Genomic DNA, 21673 nt, shown 5'->3' with positions numbered 1-21673 from the left:
GGGCCGCAATCTCAGCTTTTCTGAAGATTGCGGCCCTTTTTTTAATAACTATTATCTTCTTCTAGTTTTTCCTTATTTGCATACCAATTTGTTAGCTGAGTTAGAATCGCAAAAACGAAGAAAAAGTTCATCGCCCAAACATTGATAAACGGTGTGATGCCGCCAAATTCAATGGTTGCATATCCTTTTAGCTTCATCACAATCATTGACTCGATAAAAATTAAAATGAACCCAAGAACACCCGCAACAGCAGCTCTGAACATTTCATTTTCCCCCTTGCTTATACTTGATATTTTCAATTCCCTATATTTAACACTACATCATTAGATTATTAACAATTGTGTGAACACTGTTAATACTATTATATGGAAAAATTCGTAAAAAACAAAATTTTTAACTTACAAATAATAAAAAGGGTGTCAGGCACCATGTGAAAAATTCACATGGTGCCTGACACCCTTATAAAGTTCAACTAACCATCAGAATGAATTTTCCCCATCTCCTCTGATGGTTAGTGAATTTAATCGGTTTTTTAGGAGCATTTGATCCCCTACCTATACTTTTTTATCATAGTCTTGAAGTGGAGAGCTTACTGCCCGTTAATGCTGTATAAACTCATCGACGGTTAATATAGTGTTCTTTATTCCGAGTTTTTCTGCTAATTGGGTAATTCCTGGTGCTTCGACTTTGGCTTTTCTTAAAAGTTCTTTCTGTGAAAATACGAATCTTGTGTCTCCATCGAGAAGGACCCTGCCTTCATTAAACACAATCGTCCGTTCAAAGTTCTCCGCAACAAAATCCATGTCATGGATAATCGTCATGACCAGTTTGTTTTGGTCCTTCAAGGCTTGGATAATTTGGCGAATCTTTTCCTTTCCATAATGATCCTGTGCAATTGTCGGCTCATCAAGAATAATGATGTCCGTATCCATTGCCACAACGGATGCAATACAAAGCAGTTTCTTTTCCGATAAACTCAAATCATGAGGATTCATCTCTAATTTATCGTTGAGTTCCACCATCTTTAAAGCTTTGATCGCCTGCTTCTCTGCAGTATGTTTGCCCATTTTAATATTCAACGGGCCAAACATCACTTCTTCCAAAACCGTTCTTTTAAAAATTTGATCATTGGGATTTTGAAAAACAAGTCCAATTGTTCTTGCCATTTCTGCAGCGGTTTTATTTTTTGCATCGAAATGATGAATTAAGATTTGTCCATCATCTGGTTTCAGAAGACCTTTTAGTAATTTCACAAACGTTGTTTTTCCTGCACCATTCTGACCGATAATAGCTGTAGAGCGTTTGTCGAACTCTAAATTTAATCCCGAAAGCACTGGGGGACCACCCTGTTTATAAGCAAAAGAAAGATTGGATACTTTGATCAAAGCATCCGCCCCCTTAATGCCTTCTCGGCATCCTCTAAAGTTACAGGGTAATAGTCCGAGGAAGCCATCTTTACATCCAAGGCTTTACACACTCTTGTAAAAACAGGTGCCCTTACACCATGCTCTTCAAGGTCCTTCCGAGAAAAAACTTTCTCAGGAGAATCCAAGTCAACCATTTTCCCGTCATTTAGCAGTAATACCCTCTCGCAATACTGGGCGACCTTCTCTATTTTGTGTTCCGCGAGAATAACGGTTATCCCCTGCTTGCTTAGGTATTGAATCGCACTGAATACCTCCTCGGAGCCTACCGGGTCGAGCTGGGAGGTCGGTTCGTCCAATACTAGAATGTCCGGCTTCATTGCAATAATACTCGCGATTGCCATCCGCTGCATTTGCCCTCCAGATAAGTCAAAGGGATTCTGGTCCTTTACCTGTTCAATTTTTAACAGGTCCAGCACATAATCTATTCGTTCAATAATTTCCGAACGGGGCAGTCCAATATTCTCAAGCCCGAAGGCAATTTCCTCATAAACCGTCATTTTCGAGCCCGTCACCTGGGTAAATGGATTTTGAAATACCATTCCCACCTTCAAGGCAATGTCAGCAATGGAATGACTCTTCACTTCAAGTCCATCTACGACCACTTTACCTCCGTATGCCCCTTTATAAAAATGAGGAACGAGACCAACCAGCGCTTGACATAAAGTCGACTTACCCGCAGAGTTTTTCCCAATAATGCCGATAAATTCCCCTTCATTCACTTGAAACGAAATATCTGCTAAAGCGAGCGTTTCGGATAATGGATATTTATATTTAAGACCTTCAACGATTATTTTTTTCATACAAAAATCCTCCACGCTACGGCTCCCACTACTAGAAACAGAATTGCTGACTGAATTAGTCTGCTATGGGTGTAGGTTTTTTCCTCATATAAATATGTTTTTGAAGCCTTTGAATTGAAGCCCCTCACTTCTAATGCCATCGCCCGTTCCTTTGTATTGATAAGCGACCCTAGGATAACCGGTCCCAATAACGGCACGAAAGCCTTGACTCGTACAAACAAATTACCTTCTGTCTCCATTCCTCTCGCCCGCTGCGCATCCATAATCGTTCCCATGCTCGACATCATTTCGGGGATAATTTGAAATACTGAAACAATGACATATCCGATTCTTGGTGACATTCCTTTACGAACAAGCGTCTCGACAAGATCCGATGGTTTCGTTGTCAGGATCAAGATCAAAAAGGAACTGACAATATTCGTCACTCGGAGCGTGATCGTTAAAGCATATAGCAGCCCTTCTTTATACATAGCAACTGGACCCAATTGAAAAAGAACAGTCTCATTTTCAGGCTTAAACAAACCTTGAATGATGACGACCGTAATCAGCACGAGAAAAACAAAACTATACACAGGAACCGTTTTTCGAATAACCTTCGCCACACACAATAGTAGAATACTAATTCCCAAGCAAAAAAAAGAAATCGTAAACGATGGAAGAATAATAGGAATCATTAGGGCAAAGAGAATGTATAAGAGTTTCGTGATGGGATCAATATCATGAATGAACGAATCCCTTTCCACATACAAGCTAATCGATTTCAAAAAGCTTCACCAGCTTTCTTTGGCAAAAAATCTTAATCTAAGGTCTCTATCTTTTCATTATTGTTATATAATTGAACGACATTCCGAGGTAATCCTTTGAAAATACCAAAGCTAATTAAAACAACTAACAATTTATCCGGGACATCAACAACCAGTTCATCAAGCAGTGATGCCAGCCAAGTAGAATCGGTTTTTGCTAGAATAAAAGCAAATAATGAGTCTCCCCAAACATTTCCTGTTGTACCACCCCAGAAACCTATATTAATTGGAGTGGAAACAACCGTTGCTATAAGTCCAATGATTAAACCGGCAACGATGGCTTTTCCCCAGCTAGAAATATAGCCTTTGAAAAATAAAATTCCAACCGATAAGCCAATCGCGACACTAGTAATTGCATAAACAAAGGAAATAGGATCGGTAAAACCATAAATAATATTATTAATTGCTCCAGCTAAAGCACCGACAATGGGACCTCCCAACATCGCTGCTAGGACGGTTCCAATGGAATCCAACCATAGCGGCAGTTTCAGGGATGCTGCAATTAATTTACCAATATAATTGATACCTACTGCTACTGGAATAAGAACGAGCGCAGCTGTTGATAAACGTAACGACCACATGCTTTGCTTTTTCAATGAAGAAACCCCCTTTTCTTAATTAAAAAGTAGAATCATAGGAAACAATCGCTTCAAGTGCAGTAAGGATTTCAAGCTCTTCCCCACGTTTGCTATTGTTTTTTGCATCAATGTAATCATTGATTCCCCCTTCCAAATCCCCCTCTTTTTCGACAACAACATTTAAAATGGAAGCAGTCTTAATACCGCGTAAGCCGCCAATTACAAAAAGAGCAGCTGTTTCCATATCTGAAGCGAGAATTCCTCTTTCTGACCAATACTTGTCGATTTCTGGTTCTTTATCAGTATAAAAGCTGTCATGACATCTGACAATACCTGTGTAATTTTTTGCACCAATCTTTTTTGCATCGTTAATAACATGAAATAACAACTCGGTATCTGGAATTGCTGGATAGGCCTTGTTTATATAAGAATAAGACGCTCCGTCATTTCTCACGGCACCAGAAGCAATTACCAAGTCGCCTAGACGTAAATTAGGCTGCAAGGCACCGCAGCTGCCAATCCGAATCATCACGTTAACACCAATATTCTTTAACTCTTCGATAGCAATTCCGGCAGATACACCGCCAATCCCTGTGGAGGTCACGAAAACAGGTACTCCTTTATATTGACCTTTCACAGTTTTGTATTCCCGATTATTGGCGATCTCCACGGGATTTTCTAAGAATTTAGCTACTTCGTCGACACGGCCTGGGTCTCCTGGCAGTAATGCGTATTGCACTTCATGCCCGTTAGCAATTCTAATATGCGGTTGTAGGTTATGTTCCATATTCGTTAGCTCCTTTTAAGTTTATTTGTAGTTTGGAAGACAAGAGTTTGGTTGTTAATATTTATGATTCATATTTGGTTCTATTCATAACAATAAGGATTTGGAACTATGTATTGGGTGGGTGTTATCATTATCTAGTTGAGGGATTATTATCTTGATGTAACAGAGGAATACTTTTCTACTATTTATCACAATATTACCAAAATTAACAGATTTGGTCATTTAATTTTATGAACCGAACCCTTTAATAAGTATTTAACATATAAAAAAGGTGCTAACACCAATAAAGGTGTCAGGCACCATTTTCCTGTTTTTAGGAGAAGTCATTTTAAACTGCCTCCCACCATCCTGAGGAAATCTTCACAACTTCCACATAAGTTCTACCTAATTTCTACACAAGTTTTTCTTACTATAAAAGTAACTTAATTAGGAAATAAGTTCATTGAGCTCATTTCTTAAAACTTCCCATAATTTGATTGGTGCCTGACACCAATCTATTTTTTTTGCTCAAAACGTAGCGATGCCCTCAGCTGTTTAGCATAGGGCATCACCAATTATTAATAGGTTTTTGCAAATGATTGGCTTTCTAGTTCGAATGGGTTATCTTCGATTTCGAATCCGAGATCCTTAATGAGCTGGAAGTCGGTATCCGCACATTGTCCATCAGTTGTTAAATAGTCGCCGACAAAAATGGAGTTCGCAATGAATAACCCTAAATTTTGCAGGGAACGCAGGTTGAATTCACGGCCGCCAGAAATGCGAATCTCCTTTGTCGGATTTACAAACCGGAATAGAGATAAAATTTTCAAGCAGCGAATCGGGGTTAATTCATCTAGATCCTCAAGCTTTGTTCCCTTGATTGGATGAAGGAAATTAACTGGAATGGAATCAGCATCTAGCTCTTTCAGTGCAAAGGCCATCTCAACGATATCCTCATCTGTTTCACCCATCCCGCAGATTACACCGGAACATGGAGAAATTCCGGCTTTCTTTACACTTTCAATCGTCTGGACCCGATCCTCATAATCATGCGTGGTGGTAATGTTCCCATGATGGTTAGCACTTGTATTTATATTATGATTAAACCGGTCCACACCGGCGGATTTCAGCCTAACTGCCTGCTCTTCGGACACAAGTCCCATACAGGCACATATTTTGATGTGCTCAACCTCATTTTTAATTTCTTGAACAGCAGAGATCACTGTATCCACCTCATTATTGGTTGGCTTCCTGCCGCTCATTACGATACAATATGTACCTATTCTATTCTTTTTCGCTTCCTTAGCACCCTCCACAATTGTTTGTTTGCTAATAAGTGTATACCGATCAATTTCTGTTTTTGCTTTAATCGATTGGGCACAATACCCACAGTCCTCAGGACATAGGCCGCTTTTAGCATTAATAATCAAATTCAACTTCACTTTTTTTCCGTAATAATGTCTGCGAATTTCATAGGCTCCATTAACGAGTGATAAAATGTCCTCATCATTGGATAATAAGATTTCCTTCGCTTCTTCGTTTGTTAGTTCATAACCTTCAATAACTTGTTTTGCCAGCGTGAACCAATTCATGCCATCACCCCATTTTTGATTGTTAACTAAAATAATAACGCGGTTAACAATCAAAATTATATATCATGTTTACTATTATTAAAATATTTTTATGCAATTTTTGGATTTTACGGGTAATTCGGCCTAAATGTTTTCATCTGAAAATCTTCACAACTTCCACACAACTTCCCCCTAAGTTCTACACAAGTTTTTCTTACTATAAAAGTAACTTAATTAGGAAATAAGTTCATTGAGCTCATTTCTTAAAACTTCCCATAATTTGATTGGTGCCAGACACCAATCCTTTTTTTTGCCCTCATGCCTATTCTTACTCAACAAAAAAAGGCCGCAATGATGCCGCCTTAAAATTCATCGATTTTTCTATTATGATTGCTTAGTTTTTAAAAAAGCGTTATTCCCTCCATTTCCTTGACTAAACCGCCGACGAAAAACTACTTTACCTCTCTAATATTTGAGAATGGAAAAATAACAAATTCACTTTTCCCTTTAATGTCTTTTTTGTTGATAAAATCTAAACCATTGCGGCTATCCATGCTTCTTAGGCGATTATCTCCCATAACAAAATAATGGTTGGCAGGGACAACAATTGGTCCAAAGTCCCCTGTTAACTGAATATCCATTTCCTCAGCTGCCTTACGATTTTCTGAAAGGTAGGATTCCTTATAGAGCTCCCCATTGATTAATAAATGGTCATCGTTCATTTCAATCTTATCGCCAGGAGTTCCGATGATTCTTTTTACATAATTTTCAGTTTGCCCTTTAATAATGACTATGTCGCCTCTCTTAATATTGTTCGAATAGTTCATTTTATTTACAAAAATTTTCTCTTGATTATGTAAGGTCGGTTCCATTGATGCACCTTCAACGACATACGGAGCAAATAAAAATGTTCTTATAATAACGGCAATGGCTGCAGCGATAAATAGTGCTTTTCCCCAGCCAATAAGCTCCTTTTTAGACTTAGAACTTACCATTTACAACAACACCTTTCTTTTTTTGTAGGGATTTCTTCGGATATAATTAGATAACACCTTTGTATCGATGGAACCAAAACATTTCTACCTAAAATTATACATAAAGTATAGATAATAATAATATTCTATATCCAGCCTTTAAGACCTTTTATTAAATACAATTAAATCCTAAAAAATTCAACAGCCATCACATTTTGCGATGGCTGTTGTTTTCCATTATTAGTTTACCCCTACTTGTGTCCAAGCAGATGCAACAGCATTGTACTGTGTGCTGCCGGTGCCGTATAAATCGGCTGCCGCAGCTAGAAGTGAGGCACGTGCGTCGCTAAAGTTACTCGTTGGTGATAGATAAACAGTTAGTGCACGATAGTAGATTTTCTCTGCTACAGATATTCCCAGCTTGGAAATCGTTAAATGGGCAGCTTTGTTTGGAATACCGCTATTTGTATGGACACCGCCATTATCAGAAGTCGTATTTACATAATTACTCATATGCTCTGGTTGTCCATAAAGGCTTGGGTTTGATAAACTGCGCAGCGCATCGCCTGCTTTTTTCGGCGTATACACATCTTCACCGATTAAATAGTCATCTTTATCAAGGAATACCCCGAACGTATCAGAGATCGATTCATTCAGTGCACCGGATTGATATCTGTATTCTAATCCCGCCGTTCTTTCTGTTACCGCATGGGTTAATTCGTGGGCAATAACATCAAGCGATCCGGATAATGATGTAAAGGTTGTTCCATCCCCATCACCATACACCATCTGCGACCCGTTCCAGAACGCATTGTTGTAATTTCTACCGTAGTGAACAGTTGAACGAAGTGTTGCTCCATTTCCATCAAAACTATTTCGATTAAACGTGTTTTTATAATAATCATAGACAGCACCAGCATAGTAGTGGGCATCAACATCCGCACCCTGTGACGTCGCATTAAAGTTATTATCAGGATCAACAGAATAATTACCTGGCAGCCTTGTTTTATTAACTGCTGTTCTAGTTTCAATCACACCTGCCATTGGCTTAGTCGTATCATACAACAAGTAGGTTCCGCCGGAATAATAGGTGTTAAGCGTTTTCGTATCTCCTAGAACGCCGATTCCAGTACCTGAGTCATTCACGGCATTATAGGAATCTAGGACATTACCATTTATAGCATCCACATATACGACCCAGTTTGCCGGATATGGCTGAATGAATTGCAGGTTTATTTTATAAGCTAGGTAAAAGTCATTTTCATTTTTATAAACAACAAGATCTGCTTTTTCAACTGTATCCTCAAACTTTTTACCATCAGGGTCCGCTTCCGCATTAGTTTCTGTTTCCGCTTTGGTTACATTAATCGATTTCCATGCCTTTTCTAATGCAGACTCCTTAGCAACCTGTGCTTTCAGCTTTCCTTTAAAGTATGAGGAAGCATCTGGGAACACATCACCATTTACAGCCGTTATAATCCCGTCTTTATCGGTATGAACTTTAAATTCTGCCCCATCAACCGGAATTCCCTGGACAGATTGGACAAAATTATAGTGAGTGCTGCCAAGCTCGTCTGTTTCTACATCGAGCAGGGTCAAATCTTTATCGGAATCCAATTGATAGAGCTCTTTATTTTCTTTTAAAAATTGCTTTATATCATCTTTATTTTTGTGAGTCTTAGTCGATAATTTTCCATGAACGAAGGATGGGACCGCTTGTCCTTTTTTCCAATTTACCTTTACATCTTTCCCAAACTGCTTTGCTTCCTTCTGAACCGTAACATTGTACGGAATCGTATTTGCTGCAGCCGAAATCGGTATCACAGACCCCATCGTTAAACCTAATGCCAAAACAAGTGACGTTCTTTTCTTCATCATTCCCAAGCCTCCTAATAATATATTTTGTTTCAATTTTCAAAATATATTGTATCACGGTAAATCTATCTGCATAATTGGGAAAAAAGTGGTTGATAGTGTGTCAGTTACCAGGGATTATTTCGATTACTCTATTAAAAATCCCAATACCGGATTCATTTCGGCATTGGGAAAAAATAATCTATTATTTTTTTCGATACTTTTTATTGGAAATATTTTTCAATAAAGGCATAACTTGTTCTTTCTTATAAAGATTAATCAAGAATATATTAACCTATTGAAAAATATTTTATAACAAAAGAGAATTTGATCATAACAAGGTGAATTAACATTTTTTAGAAAAGAACCTAATGGAAAAATGCGCTACCTCTCTGTTGGTAACGAACCATTATTCACGATTATTTTTTCACGTATTCTGATGAGGTAAAACCGTTCGTTAATAATGTTGTTGAATCATTCCATACACTATTTTTGCCGGATTTTAACACTACTGCCATTAATCTTTTTCCATTTCTTTCAGCTGAAGATACAAGGCAATAGCCCGCCTCATCCGTAAAGCCAGTCTTTATCCCATTAGCCCCCTCAAAATAATATGGGCTGTTTGAATCCAACAGCTGATTACGGTTTTGATAGGTAATGGCCTCATTTGAATAGATCTTCCTGCTTACAATCTCTTTAAACATTGGATTTTTCATTGCCACGCTGGCAATTAACCCTAAATCATAGGCGTTTGTATAATGGTCAGGATGATGCAGCCCATGAGGATTCATAAAATGAGAATCTTTTGCTCCAACTTCTTTCGCCTTTTTATTCATCATTGAAACAAAATAGTTTAATGCCTTTTCTTCTGAAACATGAGGATTATCCATTTGTTTTTTCGCTATATATACAGCGATGGTTCTTGCAGCGTCATTGCCGGAAGGAAGCATTAAACCGGCCAACAATTCCCTTAATGTTAGAACTTGGCCCTCTTTAAGCCAAGCTGTGCTTTCACCCTCAGTTTTGAATTGCACTTCTTTTCCAACCGTAATTCGATCAGTTATTTTCCCATATTCAACAGCCAATAATGCGGTTAAAATTTTCGTTGTACTTGCCGGATACAGCTTTTTATGATCATTTTTTTCATAGATCACCTTTCCTGAATCCAAATCCAAAACTATAGCGGCTTCGCCTTGAATGGGAGAACTCAGGTTTATCGAATCTATCTTAGGTTTTGAGAAATGATCAAGGATAGTTTTAATCCCGTTTAACTGACTTCCATAACCTACTAAGATTAGAAAAAACATACCGATTACCACATGTTTTATTTTCATCATAACAGCACTCCTAGAAAAATGGTTTATAGCAAATATAGCCATTATTTCTAAAGTGAGACGAAATTAAACCTTAAGAAAACCTAAAGGATTCCTAATGGTTACTTTATAAACGGAAAAAGACCGCAAAATCGCAGTCTTGTGTTGTTTAAAATACACTTCAATGAATAGTTGACAACGGCAACTGAACTTGAAATATCGTTTCCGCCTCATTACTTGAAACGATAATTTCTCCTTGATGCAGTTCCACAATTCCCTTTGCAATTGCTAGACCAAGGCCTGTACCGCCCGTTTCCTCTGATCTTGACTGTTCTATTCGGTACATCCGATCAAATATAAAAGGAATAGCTTTTGCAGGAATCGCTTTCCCATAATTGATAACCTTCACTACCGAGTTCCCGCCTTGCTCCTCAACAACGAGAGTAATCTTTTTTCCTGCATTTCCATACTTAATTGCGTTGGAAATAAGGTTTTCAAATGTCCTCATGATTTTATCAGGATCTGCCTCAATCATCACTTCATCGGCAGAAGCTTTCAATTCTATCTCCATATCCGCCTTTATTAATTCAGGATGGAATTGTGCCGCTAGCTGTTTAAGAAGTTCTATTAAATTAAAAGGTAACAGCTTTAAGGCAAGATCACGGTTATTTATTTTGGTAAACTCAAAGAGGTCGTTGACCATACGATTGAGCCGTATTGATTTTTCATAGGCAATATCGACAAAATAACGAAGCTCCAATTCATCTCTGTATTGATCTCCCTCAATTAAGCCTAGATAGCCGATGATCGATGTTAACGGCGTCCTTAAATCGTGCGACACATTCGTCACCAGCTCATTTTTTGATTGTGTCGCCTTCTTTTCATCTTCAATTAACGCCTCTAACTGTTCCTTCATTTGATTTATGTTTTGTGCCAGCGGACTTAATCCCCCATGTTTCCAAATCGGGATCTCTATATCAAGACGACCTTTCGAAATTTCATCTACGGAACGGCTGATTATCTTAAAGTACGATGCCATATTTTTGATTGCTAAGGCATAATAGATGACCGTCAAAATAATTGTACCAATAAAGAATAAGTACCAAAATCCATAGGTATCCCTCATATTGGCGTATAAATAATTTAATTCTAGCGGTAAAGGTATGTATATATATATAAAACGAATAATAAATCCTAGTATTACTGTTGAAATTCCGGCACCGAACAGACTAAATAATAAATAAGAAAGTAATCTGGCATAAATGGAAGTTGAGTATTTATCCATCAATTTTATACCCCACTCCCCAGATTGTTTTGATTAATTTATAACCTAGTTCTTTTTCCAGCTTTTCGCGTAAATTACTGATATGTACCATCACCGTATTATTTGCAGAATAATAGGTTTCCTTCCATACTAGTTCAAAGATTTCTTCACTGCTAAACACCCTGCCTAAATTCGAAACCATGATATAAAGAATCGCAAACTCTTTTGAAGTTAATGATATCGGACACCCATTTACTTTTACTGTATGAAAGGTTTTATTTACCTCAAGGCTTCCCATCTTGATCATCTCGTCATCGTTCTGTTCTTCTTGATATAAATAGGCCCTGCGAATCAACGTTTTAACTCGGGCTACTAACTCCAACGGATTGAATGGTTTTGTTAAATAGTCGTCAGCCCCGCTCATTAAACCATTTATTTTGTCCATATCCTCTGTCTTGGCACTAACCATCATAATCGGAACATGATGCTTGGCACGTAATATTCTGCATACTTCCAATCCATCCGCTTTCGGCATCATCACATCCAATACAATCAAGTCTATCTTTTCTTTCTCAAACAAAGTTAGAGCCTCTTCACCATTGAAAGCTTTCGAAATTTTATACCCTTCATTTTGTAAATAAATCGCGATCAATTGAACAATTTCCTTATCATCGTCCACTATTAAAATATGTCGCAAACTTTATACCCCCGATCATTGACCCAACTTTTCACAGCGTATATTTGAATTCATATACAAAAAACACCATATCATCCAATGTTGTGGTAGGGAAATAGCCTTGTTTTATTATGTTAAAAATTTGTTTTTCGAGTCTTAGATTTGCATGGATAGTGATGTATTTCTTGAAAATAATTTTTTATTCAATTAATCGCTTTAGTTTACCGGCCAAATAATTTGCCCCAAAAGCCCTGCCTCTTCGGTTCTGACTCCCTAGATGATTCCTGCTCCACTTTATCAGTAGTAACTATCCCCATTTACTTTGCTTCCTTTAACCAGCTCGGAAATTCATTTAATAAAGAATTATATAGCTGATCATCAGAAATCTTCTCGATTTCTTCAATATGCAAGAAGTTTGCGTTATCTACTACTCTTCCTTCCAAGGTATCTATTTTACTCAGAAAATCAAAATTGCCATTGCCAATTCCAACAAACTGCCAAAATACCGGATGTTTTGCCGAGCTTTCAATTATAGGCTTTATTGATTTTTTGCAGCCCCCATCGTTGATAAAAACTATATATACGGGATCCTTGCTTGGATCCTCTTCAAGATACTTTCTTAAAACGTCCTTCATCACAGGAGGTTCATCATTTCTGCCGAATTTATGTACTAACTCGTCCTCAAGAATAATTCGGTCCACATAACCATCAAAATCTCTCTCTGTAACAGGCTTTAATCTAGAAAACTCATTATCATAAACCCATACATCTAACACACCATCATCATCAAACTGAGAGGCAATCGCTAATATTCGCTCAACTACTTTTTGAACCGTACCATTCTTATACAAGGTTCTCATAGACCCCGTAATATCTAAAACCAACCCTACTCTTGCCGTTACCGCTGCTAGATTCTTCTTTTCCAAAACAATCTTTACACTTTTTTTCTGTAAATCGATGGTTGCCACTTGCCATCCTCCTCATGGTTAAAATGATCCATAATTAGTATAATATTCAAGCTACACCAAAATCCAATATTATCCTAATTTATTCAAAAAAAATAGGCTGGATCAACAGCCATAACTTTTCATCGTTCCTATATATTTTTCACAGTTTGATACCAAGCTACTGCTTTTCTCTCAATTTCGCTAGCTAACGAATCCTTGCCTTTGATATATGATTCTAACTTTTCGTCGTCCGCACTGATATTGTTTGACTTTAAATAGATTACAAGGGGGCAATCTCTTGGGAAGTAATAATTGACAGAGTGCTCTTCATCAATCGCCCAGACCACAGAAGGCATACCTTCAGTCGTTTGAGGTATAAACTTTATTATTCGGATTCTCACTAAAATGAAGTAGCATTATAAATTCCCACCAAAATAAACGTTTTTAAGATTAAGTTAATGAAGTTTTATTAATTTCATTTACAAGAGTTTGCAATGCCTCCCCTTTTCGTGAGCGTTTCATGTTCCTTCGAATTTCGTTGCTTCTTTTCTTAACTGTCTCTATATAATTTACTAAAGATTCACTAGTTAGATTCTCTTCCTCTAAAGTAAGGGAGTACCCCTTTTCTTCGAAAGCCTTAGCGTTTAAAATTTGGTCGCCCCTGCTTTGTTGTAAACTTAAGGGGATAATTAGCATCGGGATATTTAATGCTAAAAATTCAAAAATAGCATTGGAACCGCCTCTTGTAATAACAAAATCTGTAGCAGCTAAAATATCTGGCAGTTCTTCATGAACATATTCAAATTGCCTATATCCGGGAACGTTAGAAAAATTGGTATCTATATTGCCCTTACCGCATAAATGCACAATTTGATACCTTTCAGTTAGCTGATTTAATGACTCCCTAACTGCCTCATTAATTTTCTTGGCACCTAAACTGCCACCCATTATGGTCAAGATGGGAAGGTTTAAGTGAAAGCCAAGGAACTTCCTACCTTTTTCCCTCGAACCGTTGAAAACTTCTCTTCTAATCGGCGAACCAATAACCATTGTTTTATTTTTCGGAAAAAATTTCTTCGTCTCTTCAAAAGAGGTAAATATTTTTGTAGCAAACCTTTGCGAAATTTTATTAGCTAATCCAGGTGTCATATCACTTTCATGGATAAAGATCGGGATTCTTAATGATTTAGCAGCAATAATAACCGGGACTGAAACAAAACCACCTTTAGAGAACACAAGATCAGGTTTCAGTTTCTTTAAAATCTTCCGTGCCTCCATACATCCTTTCATCACCCTGAAAAGATCGACAAAGTTTTCAAAGTCTATATATCTTCTAAGTTTCCCACTGCTAATCCCATAATAGGGGATATTTATTTTCCTTATTAGCTCTTTTTCAATCCCCTTTTTAGAACCAATATATTGAATCGCCCAATCTGTGCCCAATTCATTGATAATCGCAATATTTGGGGTGACATGACCCGCCGAACCGCCGCCAGTAAACACAATCGTTTTGTTCGCCATACATCCTCCAGAAACCTTCAGTATTTTGTAGTATTCATTATATGTAATCCGGGCTCATAATTCCATTTATTTACTAAACCCTAAGATAAGTTGGATATTTATGTTAAAATAAACAAAAAAAGTTTTATTAATTGAAAAGCCCGTCAATTGACAGGCTTTTCTAGTAAAATCAATTTATTCTATCCTTTTCAATCGTAATACCAAAATGATTTTTTAATGCATCTATTCCTTTTGGTGTAAGTTGAACAGCACGGGTCTTTTCTGTTTTTATAATCCATCTGTTTTCAAAAAAACGAGTTGCAATTGTCGACCCTAACCAGCCAGAAATATGATAGCGTCTCTCACTCCAATCAAGACAGGGCTTTGCAAATATCCTCCTTTTTGTATTTGCTTCATCAATATTAATTCCAAATTGAAGAAACCACTTTCTTCCTTTCTTTGTTACAGCGTATAAACCATCCTCAAGATATACTATTTCTTTTTCAATTAGGGCTTCGGTTACTTTTACACCAAGTTCTCCTGCAAGATGATCATAACAAGTTCGGCCAAAACGGACCTGCTTCAATTGGCTAGACTGTCGTAATGATCGAATTTCAACTGGTGGTGCGATTGTTCCTAACTTTTCGATCACTTCTGCTACTTCCTTACTAGCAAGTCGATAATAGCGGTGTCGACCGTAATGTTCCATAACAAGTAAATTCCCTTCAACCAGTTTAGCAAGATGGGAACTAATCGTTGGATGTGATACTTTCGCCATATAAGCTAATTCACTAGCCGGAAATGCTTGACCATTCATTAGACAATCTAAAATGGTGGCTCTTGTCGGTTCAGCCATTAGTTTTGCAATATATGAAAAATTCGGATATACATTCATATTTCGATGTTACCCTAAATGTATTTTTATTACAATGATACCGAATGATAACAAGGAGGAATTTAGTATGAATGCAATTGATCTTATTATATTGAATTTAAAAGAAACCCGCCGGCGCTCTATTATATTATGGAGATCGCTTCCTGATAGCTGGATTGACTGGCGACCCGATAAAGAGGCGTTGACCTTTGGGGAAATGATACGTCATGTATGGAGTGCAAGTTTCTATTATCATATGGTTTTAAGAAATAGTGGGTCAGTTAAAGAAGAAATACCTGCACCATTCGATCAAGAACCTATCCAATCTGTTGAAAAAGAGATTGAACTATCGAAACCGTATTTTGATGATTTTATTTCATATGTTCAATCCCTTACAGCTAAGGAGTTAGAGTCTCAACTTATTGATCGAAGCGACGTTGGCTATCAGCGATATTTAGGTGATATGCTTTTACGGATTGCCTACCATGATGCGGTTCATACAGGACAATTCTTACAATACTTACGAATGGTCGGTTTAGAGAGACCATTGATATGGGACTAAATTTTTAGGTACATTTAAAATTATTTGATGAAGGACTTTTTGTGAGTAAATCCAAATCGATTTGGCCTTCATTAGGACGATGAAGGCATTTTCGTGAAAAAATCAAACACGATTTGGCCTTCATCAGGGCGATGAAGGCATTTTTGTGAAAAAATCAAATCGATTTGGCCTTCATATGGCAATGAAGGCATTTTCGTGAGAAAATCCAAATCGATTTGGCCTTCATATGGCAATGAAGGCATTTTCGTGAAAAAATCAAACACGATTTGGCCTTCATTAGGGCGATGAAGGCATTTTCGTGAAAAAATCAAACACGATTTGGCCTTCATTAGGGCGATGAAGTTTCGTGAAAAAATCAAACCGATTTGGCCTTCATTAGGGCGATGAAGGCATTTTCGTGAATGAATCCAACCTGATTTGGCCTTCATAAGGACAATGAAGAACTTTTCGAGAGGAAATCCAACCTGATTTGGCCTTCATTAGGGATAAACGATAATCAGAAAATAGTGCTTAAGTAAATACAACTTAGTTTCATCCTTTTGATCTTCCAAAAACGGGCTCAATTAAAAACTCAAAACTAATAGTACGAGCAACAAACCTATTTTTTCATCCCCACGCTTCTTTTAATAATCGAATTCCTAGCTCTATTTGATTCTCAGTTAAACCACCAAAACCTAATAGGATCATCGGCTTTTGTTCAGGATGATTATTCTCATAATAAACAGAGGTTGGATACACTTTTACTTTATTTTCTTTAGCCCTTTCAATTAGTTCTATTTCTGGCATATGATTTTGCAGGCTTAATAAAATGTGTAAGCCTGCGTCATCTCCAATAATGGTGGCTTGTCGACCCATATAATTTTCAATTGAGCTGATCAATGTATTTTGCTTCTTCCGATAGACGGTTCTCATTTTATTTAAATGCCTTTCCCAATGCCCATTGATCATAAATTGCCATAGCGTATGTTGATGCAATCGAGATACAGTCTGCTTGTAGATGGTAAAATGCTGGCTGTATTTTTCAAGTAAGCTATTGGGTAATACCATATAACTAATGCGTATCGAAGGAATCAAAGATTTTGAAAAGGTCCCTAAATAGATGACTTTACCGTTATTGTCTAACCCTTGTAAGGACGGGATTGGTTTTCCCTTATATCTGAATTCACCATCATAATCGTCTTCAATGATATATCGTCCCTTTTCCTCCGCCCATTTTAATAATTCCATTCTTCTTGTAATCGGCATAACCATTCCATTTGGAAATTGGTGAGAGGGAGTTACATATGTTACATTTGCATTACTGTCATATAAGTGTTTTAAATCAATCCCGTCTTGATCAAGTAGGATTGGTTTTAATGTAACTCCTTGGTCTTTAAAAGCATCCCTTGTTCGATGAAATCCCGGTTCCTCCATTGAATAAACCGCATCTCTCCCTATGATCATCGTTAAGAAAGCAATTAAATATTGCGTTCCGGCACCGATAATAATTTGATTGGCCGAACATCTTACGCCTCTTGATTGATACAAGTATTTAGCTATTTCCTCTCTGAGCGTTAATTCTCCTTGAGGTTCGCCATTTAAAAAATAGGAGCTTTTTTCTTCATATAGACTCTGAATCGTTAACTTTCTCCAAATAGTATACGGAAAATGTTCAAGCGCTATATTTCCCTGACTAAAATCAAATAAATATTGCTCCCTTGCTTCTTCATTTATTTCTTTCGTGGTATTTAAGACATCGTTAACGTGAAGAAACAAATCTCGATTGAGTTCCTTCACGTAGATACCCTTCCTCTCCACACTTTCTACATATCCTTCTGCAAGTAATTGTTCGTACGCTGTTTCAATCGTATTTTGACTGACTCCTAGATAAAGAGCGAGTTTCCTTTTTGAGGGCAGCTTTTCCCCGGGGTCAATTTTTCCTGCTTGAATTTCATTTTTGAAAAAGTTATAGAGTTGTATATATAACGGTTTCCCACTCCTGTAATCCAAATCAAAAGTTATCTCTAACATTCTTTTCCCTCCCATCAAACTGGCATGGTTAATTATATTATATCTGATCCTTTTGGGCATATCAGATAATTCTTATAATCAAACATATAAAGAAGGAAGGGATGATGTTTACGATGAATTTTTCAGATGGTAAAGGAATCTACTTTAAGATTGGGGCAGCTGTTACAGCGGAGGAATTATCAGATGTATTTAAAACCTCTGGGATAAGAAGACCGGTTGATGACCTCCCTCGCTTGCAACGAATGATTGATCACGCGGATTTACTCATTACCGCATGGGATGAAGAAAAAATAGTTGGAGTAGCAAGAGCGGTCACAGATTTCTGCTATTGCTGCTATTTATCTGATTTAGCGGTGAACAAAGACTATCAAAAACGAGGTATTGGAAAAGAATTAGTTCGACTAATCCAAGAACAGATTGGCGACGAAGTAGCATTATTACTGCTGTCCGCCCCTGCTGCGATTGATTACTATCCGCGAATTGGATTCGATAAAGTAGAAAATGGTTATATCATTCCTCGAACGAAGTAAATTTTACTAAACTATTTCATATAGAGGAACGTCCGATTTCTCCATAAAAATCCCGGCAATATCTAAAATAACAGACAATGCCGGGATTTATTTTTTTATTCTGAAACTCTTTTCAAGATAGATGAAAGTGTATAATATTTAGTTCTTGCAAACTATCACCTCTCCTATAGCTCCTACATATAAGCTAAATTCATATCTGCTTTCACCTTTCAAGAACTTTGTATCCTCATAAACTTTTGACACTACCCCCGTTACTATTTTAATTACTCAATTTTAGTATAATTGTGAGAAAAAATCTTTTTTTCTTCGTTATATAAAGTGTAAGAGCGCTTTTACAAAAAAATAAGGGGAATCGTTTCATGAAGGCCAATGATACAAATTATATACAGCGACTGCAGCAACAAAAAGAAGACGCATTAGAATTTATTGTTGATAAATATTTGCCATTAATCAAGGGGATCACTTGTAAAGTTCTCATTCCCCTTAATAACAAAGGTGTTATAGAGGAATGTATTAATGATATATTTCTTTCAATCTGGGATCATTCAAAAAAGTTTCAAGGGGATTCAAATGATTTCAAGAAATGGATTTGTGCCATTGCGAAGTTTAAAGCCATTGATTATTACAGAAAAGTAAATAAACAAATAGAATTCACTTCCAACACTTTGGATTTGAATACAGAAAAATCAATTGAAGATGAACTAATAATCCTAGAAGATCGGATGGAATTAATCAAGTTAATCAATCAATTAGAGCCTATGGAGCGAGATATTTTTATCATGAAGTTCTTTCTTGGAATAAAGACGGAGGAAATATCAATAAAACTGGGCTTAACGAAAGCTTCGATTGACAATCGAATTTATAGAGGAAAAAAGAAACTAAATAAAAAAGCATCTAACCTTAAGTTGGGGGAAAATGGCATATGAAAGATATCTATGAATTATTAAATGATCTTAACATAGACGAGAATGAATTTGAGGAAATGGAAGTAAATGAACTAGAAAAGGCACACATAAAAAGGTCGTTAAAAAAAGAAATAAATAAGAAGAAAAAAAGGAACAGCTGGAAAAAGAGCGTTACCGCTGCGTCCATTATAGTAGGTTTATCAGTAACAACCTTTGTAGCCTACCCTGCCTATGCTGGAAACATCCCCGTAATTGAAGATATTTTTCGATTTTTCGATAATGGAAAGCCGGGATTTTACAATAACAAAAAAGAAAATAGTCAAAATAAAGAAACGGGACTTTATTATGATTATAAAAAATTCTCCAGCGAATTAAATATCACGAAGGAAAGTAATGGAGTTAAAATCACGATTAATGATGCCGTTTTTGATGGGAAGACATTAACTTTAACTTATACCATTGAAAGTGAACAGGATTTAGGTAATGCAGATATTACTATGCCAAGAATAACAGGTATGAAAGCTTATGGCGGAACAGGTAAAACTTCTAAAATTGATACAAATAAATATGTGGGCATACTCACTGTTAGTAATATAGAAGATAAGAAATTAGATGTTGCTCATATTAACTGGGATATTGATCACATTCAGAACCCAGATAATCAGACCGTGATAAAAGGGGATTGGAAATTTGCTTTTAGTCTAAATGCTACAGATAGCAAAATCCAATTAACTGATGGCATCGCTGAAAAAAATGGTGTAAAAGTAAGTATCGGAAAAATTTCTTTCAACCCGATGTCTTTTACCGTTTATTATGACCAAGAGGTTACAGAAATGGTTAAAAACAAATGGGATGGTGTCGATGTTGAATTAGAAATAAAAGACGACTTAGGGAACATATACTCAGGAGAAGATAATGGGGGAATGAGAAAGGATAGCTCTTATCATGTGAGTGGAAGTAAAACATTCGAAAAATTAGACCCGAATGCAACGAAGCTCATAATCACTCCCCATATCACCTTGAGGGATTACAATTCTGATAATTTTGCTTCAGTAGAAATAACGAATGATGGAAAAAAGGAAATCTCATTACCAGAAAAGCCAGGTAAAGGGAAGGAAGAGTTTGTATTAGAGGACATTATTATTAAGATACAGAAATAATATAATAAATCGATAGGACTGCCTTATTAAAGGACAGTCCTTTGTTTTTTGGTATCAAGAGCGAGGTCTCGGGGATTTCACCAGTAAGTATGAATCTGAGTAATTACATTAATTTTGAGCTTTAGTTCTTTTTGATATTTAAACTATTCTTTAAACAATCAGCCTTCCTGAATTTCTTTAATACTTCTCCCACCTAAAAAGGCATGACCGGTAATAAATTTACCTGCTGTTGTAAATCCATATTTCGCATAAACCTTTTCGATTTTCTCATTTATCGGAAAAACCCATAAATTCTCCATTCCCCTTTTCTTCACTTCTGCCTGCAAAAAGTAGATCAGCTCGCCAATTAGACCCTTTCCTCTAAACTCCTCCTTCGTTGCGACGCTCTCCATACGCGCTTGATCACCATGTTCAAATATACAAGCTGTTGCACATGCTTCCCCATCATATCGAAGAAGATAATGAGTGAAAGCAGGGTGTTTAAACTCCTCAGGAAAAGCCTTTTCCCTCACTTCCCTTCCGCCAAACTCCTTAATATTGCATTCAATTTCTAATGCGTCATAAAAATTATCTTCCGTCACTCTTTCAATCGTAACGCGATCATTTCTTTTATGCCCATTGATTTCTTTGTTCCAGATTTGAATTGGGCTGACTAGTTCCTCAAAGCCAAATTTGTAAGAATCTAATTCTTTAATGAAAGGAGCTAGTTTTTCAAGATTATAAAGATAAAAGCGCGGTATTATATTTCTTTCCTGATAAAACTGAATCACTTCTTCTATCACATCCCTGGGATTTTCGGGAACCTCATGAATATGCGCATGATTAGCATCAAAATAGGACGGCTGTTCTTCATTATAAAAAAGGGAACCCCAAGTTGTGTTTTGTCGGTTTGTAAAGGTATCAAGGTAAGCTAGATCAAGCTCCAAGACCTTTTGTAGTAGTATGTTCAATATATTCTCCTCCATTAAAACTAAATTATATTTCAAAAATCCCCTCTCAAACTAGGACTGATACGTAAGAATGGCTCTCACGGTTAGACATATAGAAATGCCCTCACTTCACTATTTTTTAAATAATTCTGTATTTTGATGATATAACAATTTAATTAATTGATAAAACAATTAATTGCACTAGTTTTTATGAAACTTTTACAAGCAAA

General features: G+C 36.8%; 22 protein-coding genes and 1 pseudogene. 4 read left to right on the top strand and 19 right to left on the bottom strand.

Annotation, left to right across the window (positions count from 1 at the left end; translation table 11 throughout):
• Nucleotides 1-41: 41 nt before the first annotated feature.
• The 16 genes and pseudogenes from QNH20_RS05050 to QNH20_RS04980 form a co-directional block, all read right to left on the bottom strand.
• Entirely contained in the window at nucleotides 42-263 is a 222-nt protein-coding gene (locus QNH20_RS05050; protein WP_283921816.1) for a hypothetical protein, read from the bottom strand.
• A gap of 336 nt (nucleotides 264-599) precedes the next feature.
• On the bottom strand, nucleotides 600-1385 hold the full coding sequence (locus QNH20_RS05045) for an energy-coupling factor ABC transporter ATP-binding protein (protein WP_283921815.1): 786 nt from the start codon (nucleotides 1383-1385) through the stop codon (nucleotides 600-602).
• Nucleotides 1382-2227 (bottom strand): energy-coupling factor ABC transporter ATP-binding protein, encoded by an 846-nt coding sequence (locus tag QNH20_RS05040; RefSeq protein ID WP_283921814.1) that lies wholly within the window; start codon nucleotides 2225-2227, stop codon nucleotides 1382-1384. Before QNH20_RS05040 ends, QNH20_RS05045 begins: the two co-directional genes overlap by 4 nt.
• Entirely contained in the window at nucleotides 2224-2991 is a 768-nt protein-coding gene (locus tag QNH20_RS05035; protein ID WP_283921813.1) for an energy-coupling factor transporter transmembrane component T family protein, read from the bottom strand. Before QNH20_RS05035 ends, QNH20_RS05040 begins: the two co-directional genes overlap by 4 nt.
• A gap of 32 nt (nucleotides 2992-3023) precedes the next feature.
• On the bottom strand, nucleotides 3024-3626 hold the full coding sequence (locus QNH20_RS05030) for an ECF transporter S component (RefSeq protein ID WP_283921812.1): 603 nt from the start codon (nucleotides 3624-3626) through the stop codon (nucleotides 3024-3026).
• Between the two features lie 22 nt (nucleotides 3627-3648).
• Nucleotides 3649-4395 carry a nucleoside phosphorylase gene (locus QNH20_RS05025; RefSeq protein ID WP_283921811.1) on the bottom strand — a complete coding sequence of 249 codons (747 nt, stop codon included), beginning with the start codon at nucleotides 4393-4395 and terminating at the stop codon, nucleotides 3649-3651.
• A 557-nt stretch (nucleotides 4396-4952) separates the two neighbouring features.
• Nucleotides 4953-5966: a biotin synthase BioB gene (bioB, locus tag QNH20_RS05020; RefSeq protein WP_283921810.1), complete on the bottom strand. Its 1014-nt coding sequence runs from the start codon at nucleotides 5964-5966 to the stop codon at nucleotides 4953-4955.
• A 431-nt stretch (nucleotides 5967-6397) separates the two neighbouring features.
• On the bottom strand, nucleotides 6398-6940 hold the full coding sequence (lepB, locus tag QNH20_RS05015; protein ID WP_283921809.1) for a signal peptidase I: 543 nt from the start codon (nucleotides 6938-6940) through the stop codon (nucleotides 6398-6400).
• A gap of 219 nt (nucleotides 6941-7159) precedes the next feature.
• Nucleotides 7160-8794, bottom strand: a complete 1635-nt coding sequence (locus QNH20_RS05010; RefSeq protein ID WP_283923355.1) for a M4 family metallopeptidase — start codon at nucleotides 8792-8794, stop codon at nucleotides 7160-7162.
• A gap of 398 nt (nucleotides 8795-9192) precedes the next feature.
• Nucleotides 9193-10110 carry a D-alanyl-D-alanine carboxypeptidase family protein gene (locus QNH20_RS05005; protein WP_283921808.1) on the bottom strand — a complete coding sequence of 306 codons (918 nt, stop codon included), beginning with the start codon at nucleotides 10108-10110 and terminating at the stop codon, nucleotides 9193-9195.
• 157 nt (nucleotides 10111-10267) lie between these two features.
• On the bottom strand, nucleotides 10268-11371 hold the full coding sequence (locus QNH20_RS05000) for a sensor histidine kinase (RefSeq protein ID WP_283921807.1): 1104 nt from the start codon (nucleotides 11369-11371) through the stop codon (nucleotides 10268-10270).
• Nucleotides 11364-12047: a response regulator transcription factor gene (locus tag QNH20_RS04995; protein ID WP_283921806.1), complete on the bottom strand. Its 684-nt coding sequence runs from the start codon at nucleotides 12045-12047 to the stop codon at nucleotides 11364-11366. Before QNH20_RS04995 ends, QNH20_RS05000 begins: the two co-directional genes overlap by 8 nt.
• Nucleotides 12048-12247: 200 nt before the next feature.
• Nucleotides 12248-12994, bottom strand: a pseudogene (locus QNH20_RS04990) (vWA domain-containing protein).
• Between the two features lie 128 nt (nucleotides 12995-13122).
• Complete coding sequence (locus QNH20_RS27050; RefSeq protein ID WP_481858042.1) at nucleotides 13123-13374, bottom strand: DUF6886 family protein; 252 nt, start codon at nucleotides 13372-13374, stop codon at nucleotides 13123-13125.
• Nucleotides 13375-13423: 49 nt separating this feature from the next.
• Nucleotides 13424-14494, bottom strand: coding sequence for an undecaprenyldiphospho-muramoylpentapeptide beta-N-acetylglucosaminyltransferase (locus QNH20_RS04985; protein ID WP_283921805.1), 1071 nt, complete (start codon nucleotides 14492-14494; stop codon nucleotides 13424-13426).
• A 169-nt stretch (nucleotides 14495-14663) separates the two neighbouring features.
• Nucleotides 14664-15368 carry an ArsR/SmtB family transcription factor gene (locus tag QNH20_RS04980; RefSeq protein WP_283921804.1) on the bottom strand — a complete coding sequence of 235 codons (705 nt, stop codon included), beginning with the start codon at nucleotides 15366-15368 and terminating at the stop codon, nucleotides 14664-14666.
• 67 nt (nucleotides 15369-15435) lie between these two features.
• Between QNH20_RS04980 and QNH20_RS04975 the strand changes: the two genes are divergently transcribed.
• A complete protein-coding gene (locus tag QNH20_RS04975) occupies nucleotides 15436-15909 on the top strand; it encodes a DinB family protein (protein WP_283921803.1) in 474 nt (157 codons plus the stop codon).
• 71 nt (nucleotides 15910-15980) lie between these two features.
• Here QNH20_RS04975 and QNH20_RS04970 read toward each other — a convergent pair whose 3' ends face one another.
• Together QNH20_RS04970 and pdxR are read right to left on the bottom strand one after the other, a co-directional pair.
• Nucleotides 15981-16172: a hypothetical protein gene (locus tag QNH20_RS04970; RefSeq protein ID WP_283921802.1), complete on the bottom strand. Its 192-nt coding sequence runs from the start codon at nucleotides 16170-16172 to the stop codon at nucleotides 15981-15983.
• A 343-nt stretch (nucleotides 16173-16515) separates the two neighbouring features.
• Nucleotides 16516-17919, bottom strand: a complete 1404-nt coding sequence (gene pdxR, locus QNH20_RS04965) for a MocR-like pyridoxine biosynthesis transcription factor PdxR (RefSeq protein WP_283921801.1) — start codon at nucleotides 17917-17919, stop codon at nucleotides 16516-16518.
• 113 nt (nucleotides 17920-18032) lie between these two features.
• On the opposite strand from pdxR, the gene QNH20_RS04960 reads away from it, so the two are divergent.
• The 3 genes from QNH20_RS04960 to QNH20_RS04950 all read left to right on the top strand — a co-directional run bounded on the left by QNH20_RS04960 (nucleotide 18033) and on the right by QNH20_RS04950 (nucleotide 20514).
• Nucleotides 18033-18449, top strand: a complete 417-nt coding sequence (locus QNH20_RS04960) for a GNAT family N-acetyltransferase (RefSeq protein WP_283921800.1) — start codon at nucleotides 18033-18035, stop codon at nucleotides 18447-18449.
• A gap of 359 nt (nucleotides 18450-18808) precedes the next feature.
• On the top strand, nucleotides 18809-19375 hold the full coding sequence (locus QNH20_RS04955) for a sigma-70 family RNA polymerase sigma factor (RefSeq protein WP_283921799.1): 567 nt from the start codon (nucleotides 18809-18811) through the stop codon (nucleotides 19373-19375).
• Complete coding sequence (locus tag QNH20_RS04950) at nucleotides 19372-20514, top strand: DUF4179 domain-containing protein (RefSeq protein ID WP_283921798.1); 1143 nt, start codon at nucleotides 19372-19374, stop codon at nucleotides 20512-20514. Before QNH20_RS04955 ends, QNH20_RS04950 begins: the two co-directional genes overlap by 4 nt.
• Nucleotides 20515-20672: 158 nt before the next feature.
• Here QNH20_RS04950 and QNH20_RS04945 read toward each other — a convergent pair whose 3' ends face one another.
• The gene (locus tag QNH20_RS04945; RefSeq protein WP_283921797.1) at nucleotides 20673-21464 is read right to left on the bottom strand and encodes a GNAT family N-acetyltransferase; all 792 of its coding nucleotides are present in this window, start codon (nucleotides 21462-21464) and stop codon (nucleotides 20673-20675) included.
• Between the last annotated feature and the right edge of the window lie 209 nt (nucleotides 21465-21673).

It is taken from the genome of Neobacillus sp. WH10 (assembly GCF_030123405.1).
Lineage (GTDB): Bacteria > Bacillota > Bacilli > Bacillales > Cytobacillaceae > Neobacillus.
This window is presented reverse-complemented; position numbering and strand designations above follow the sequence as displayed.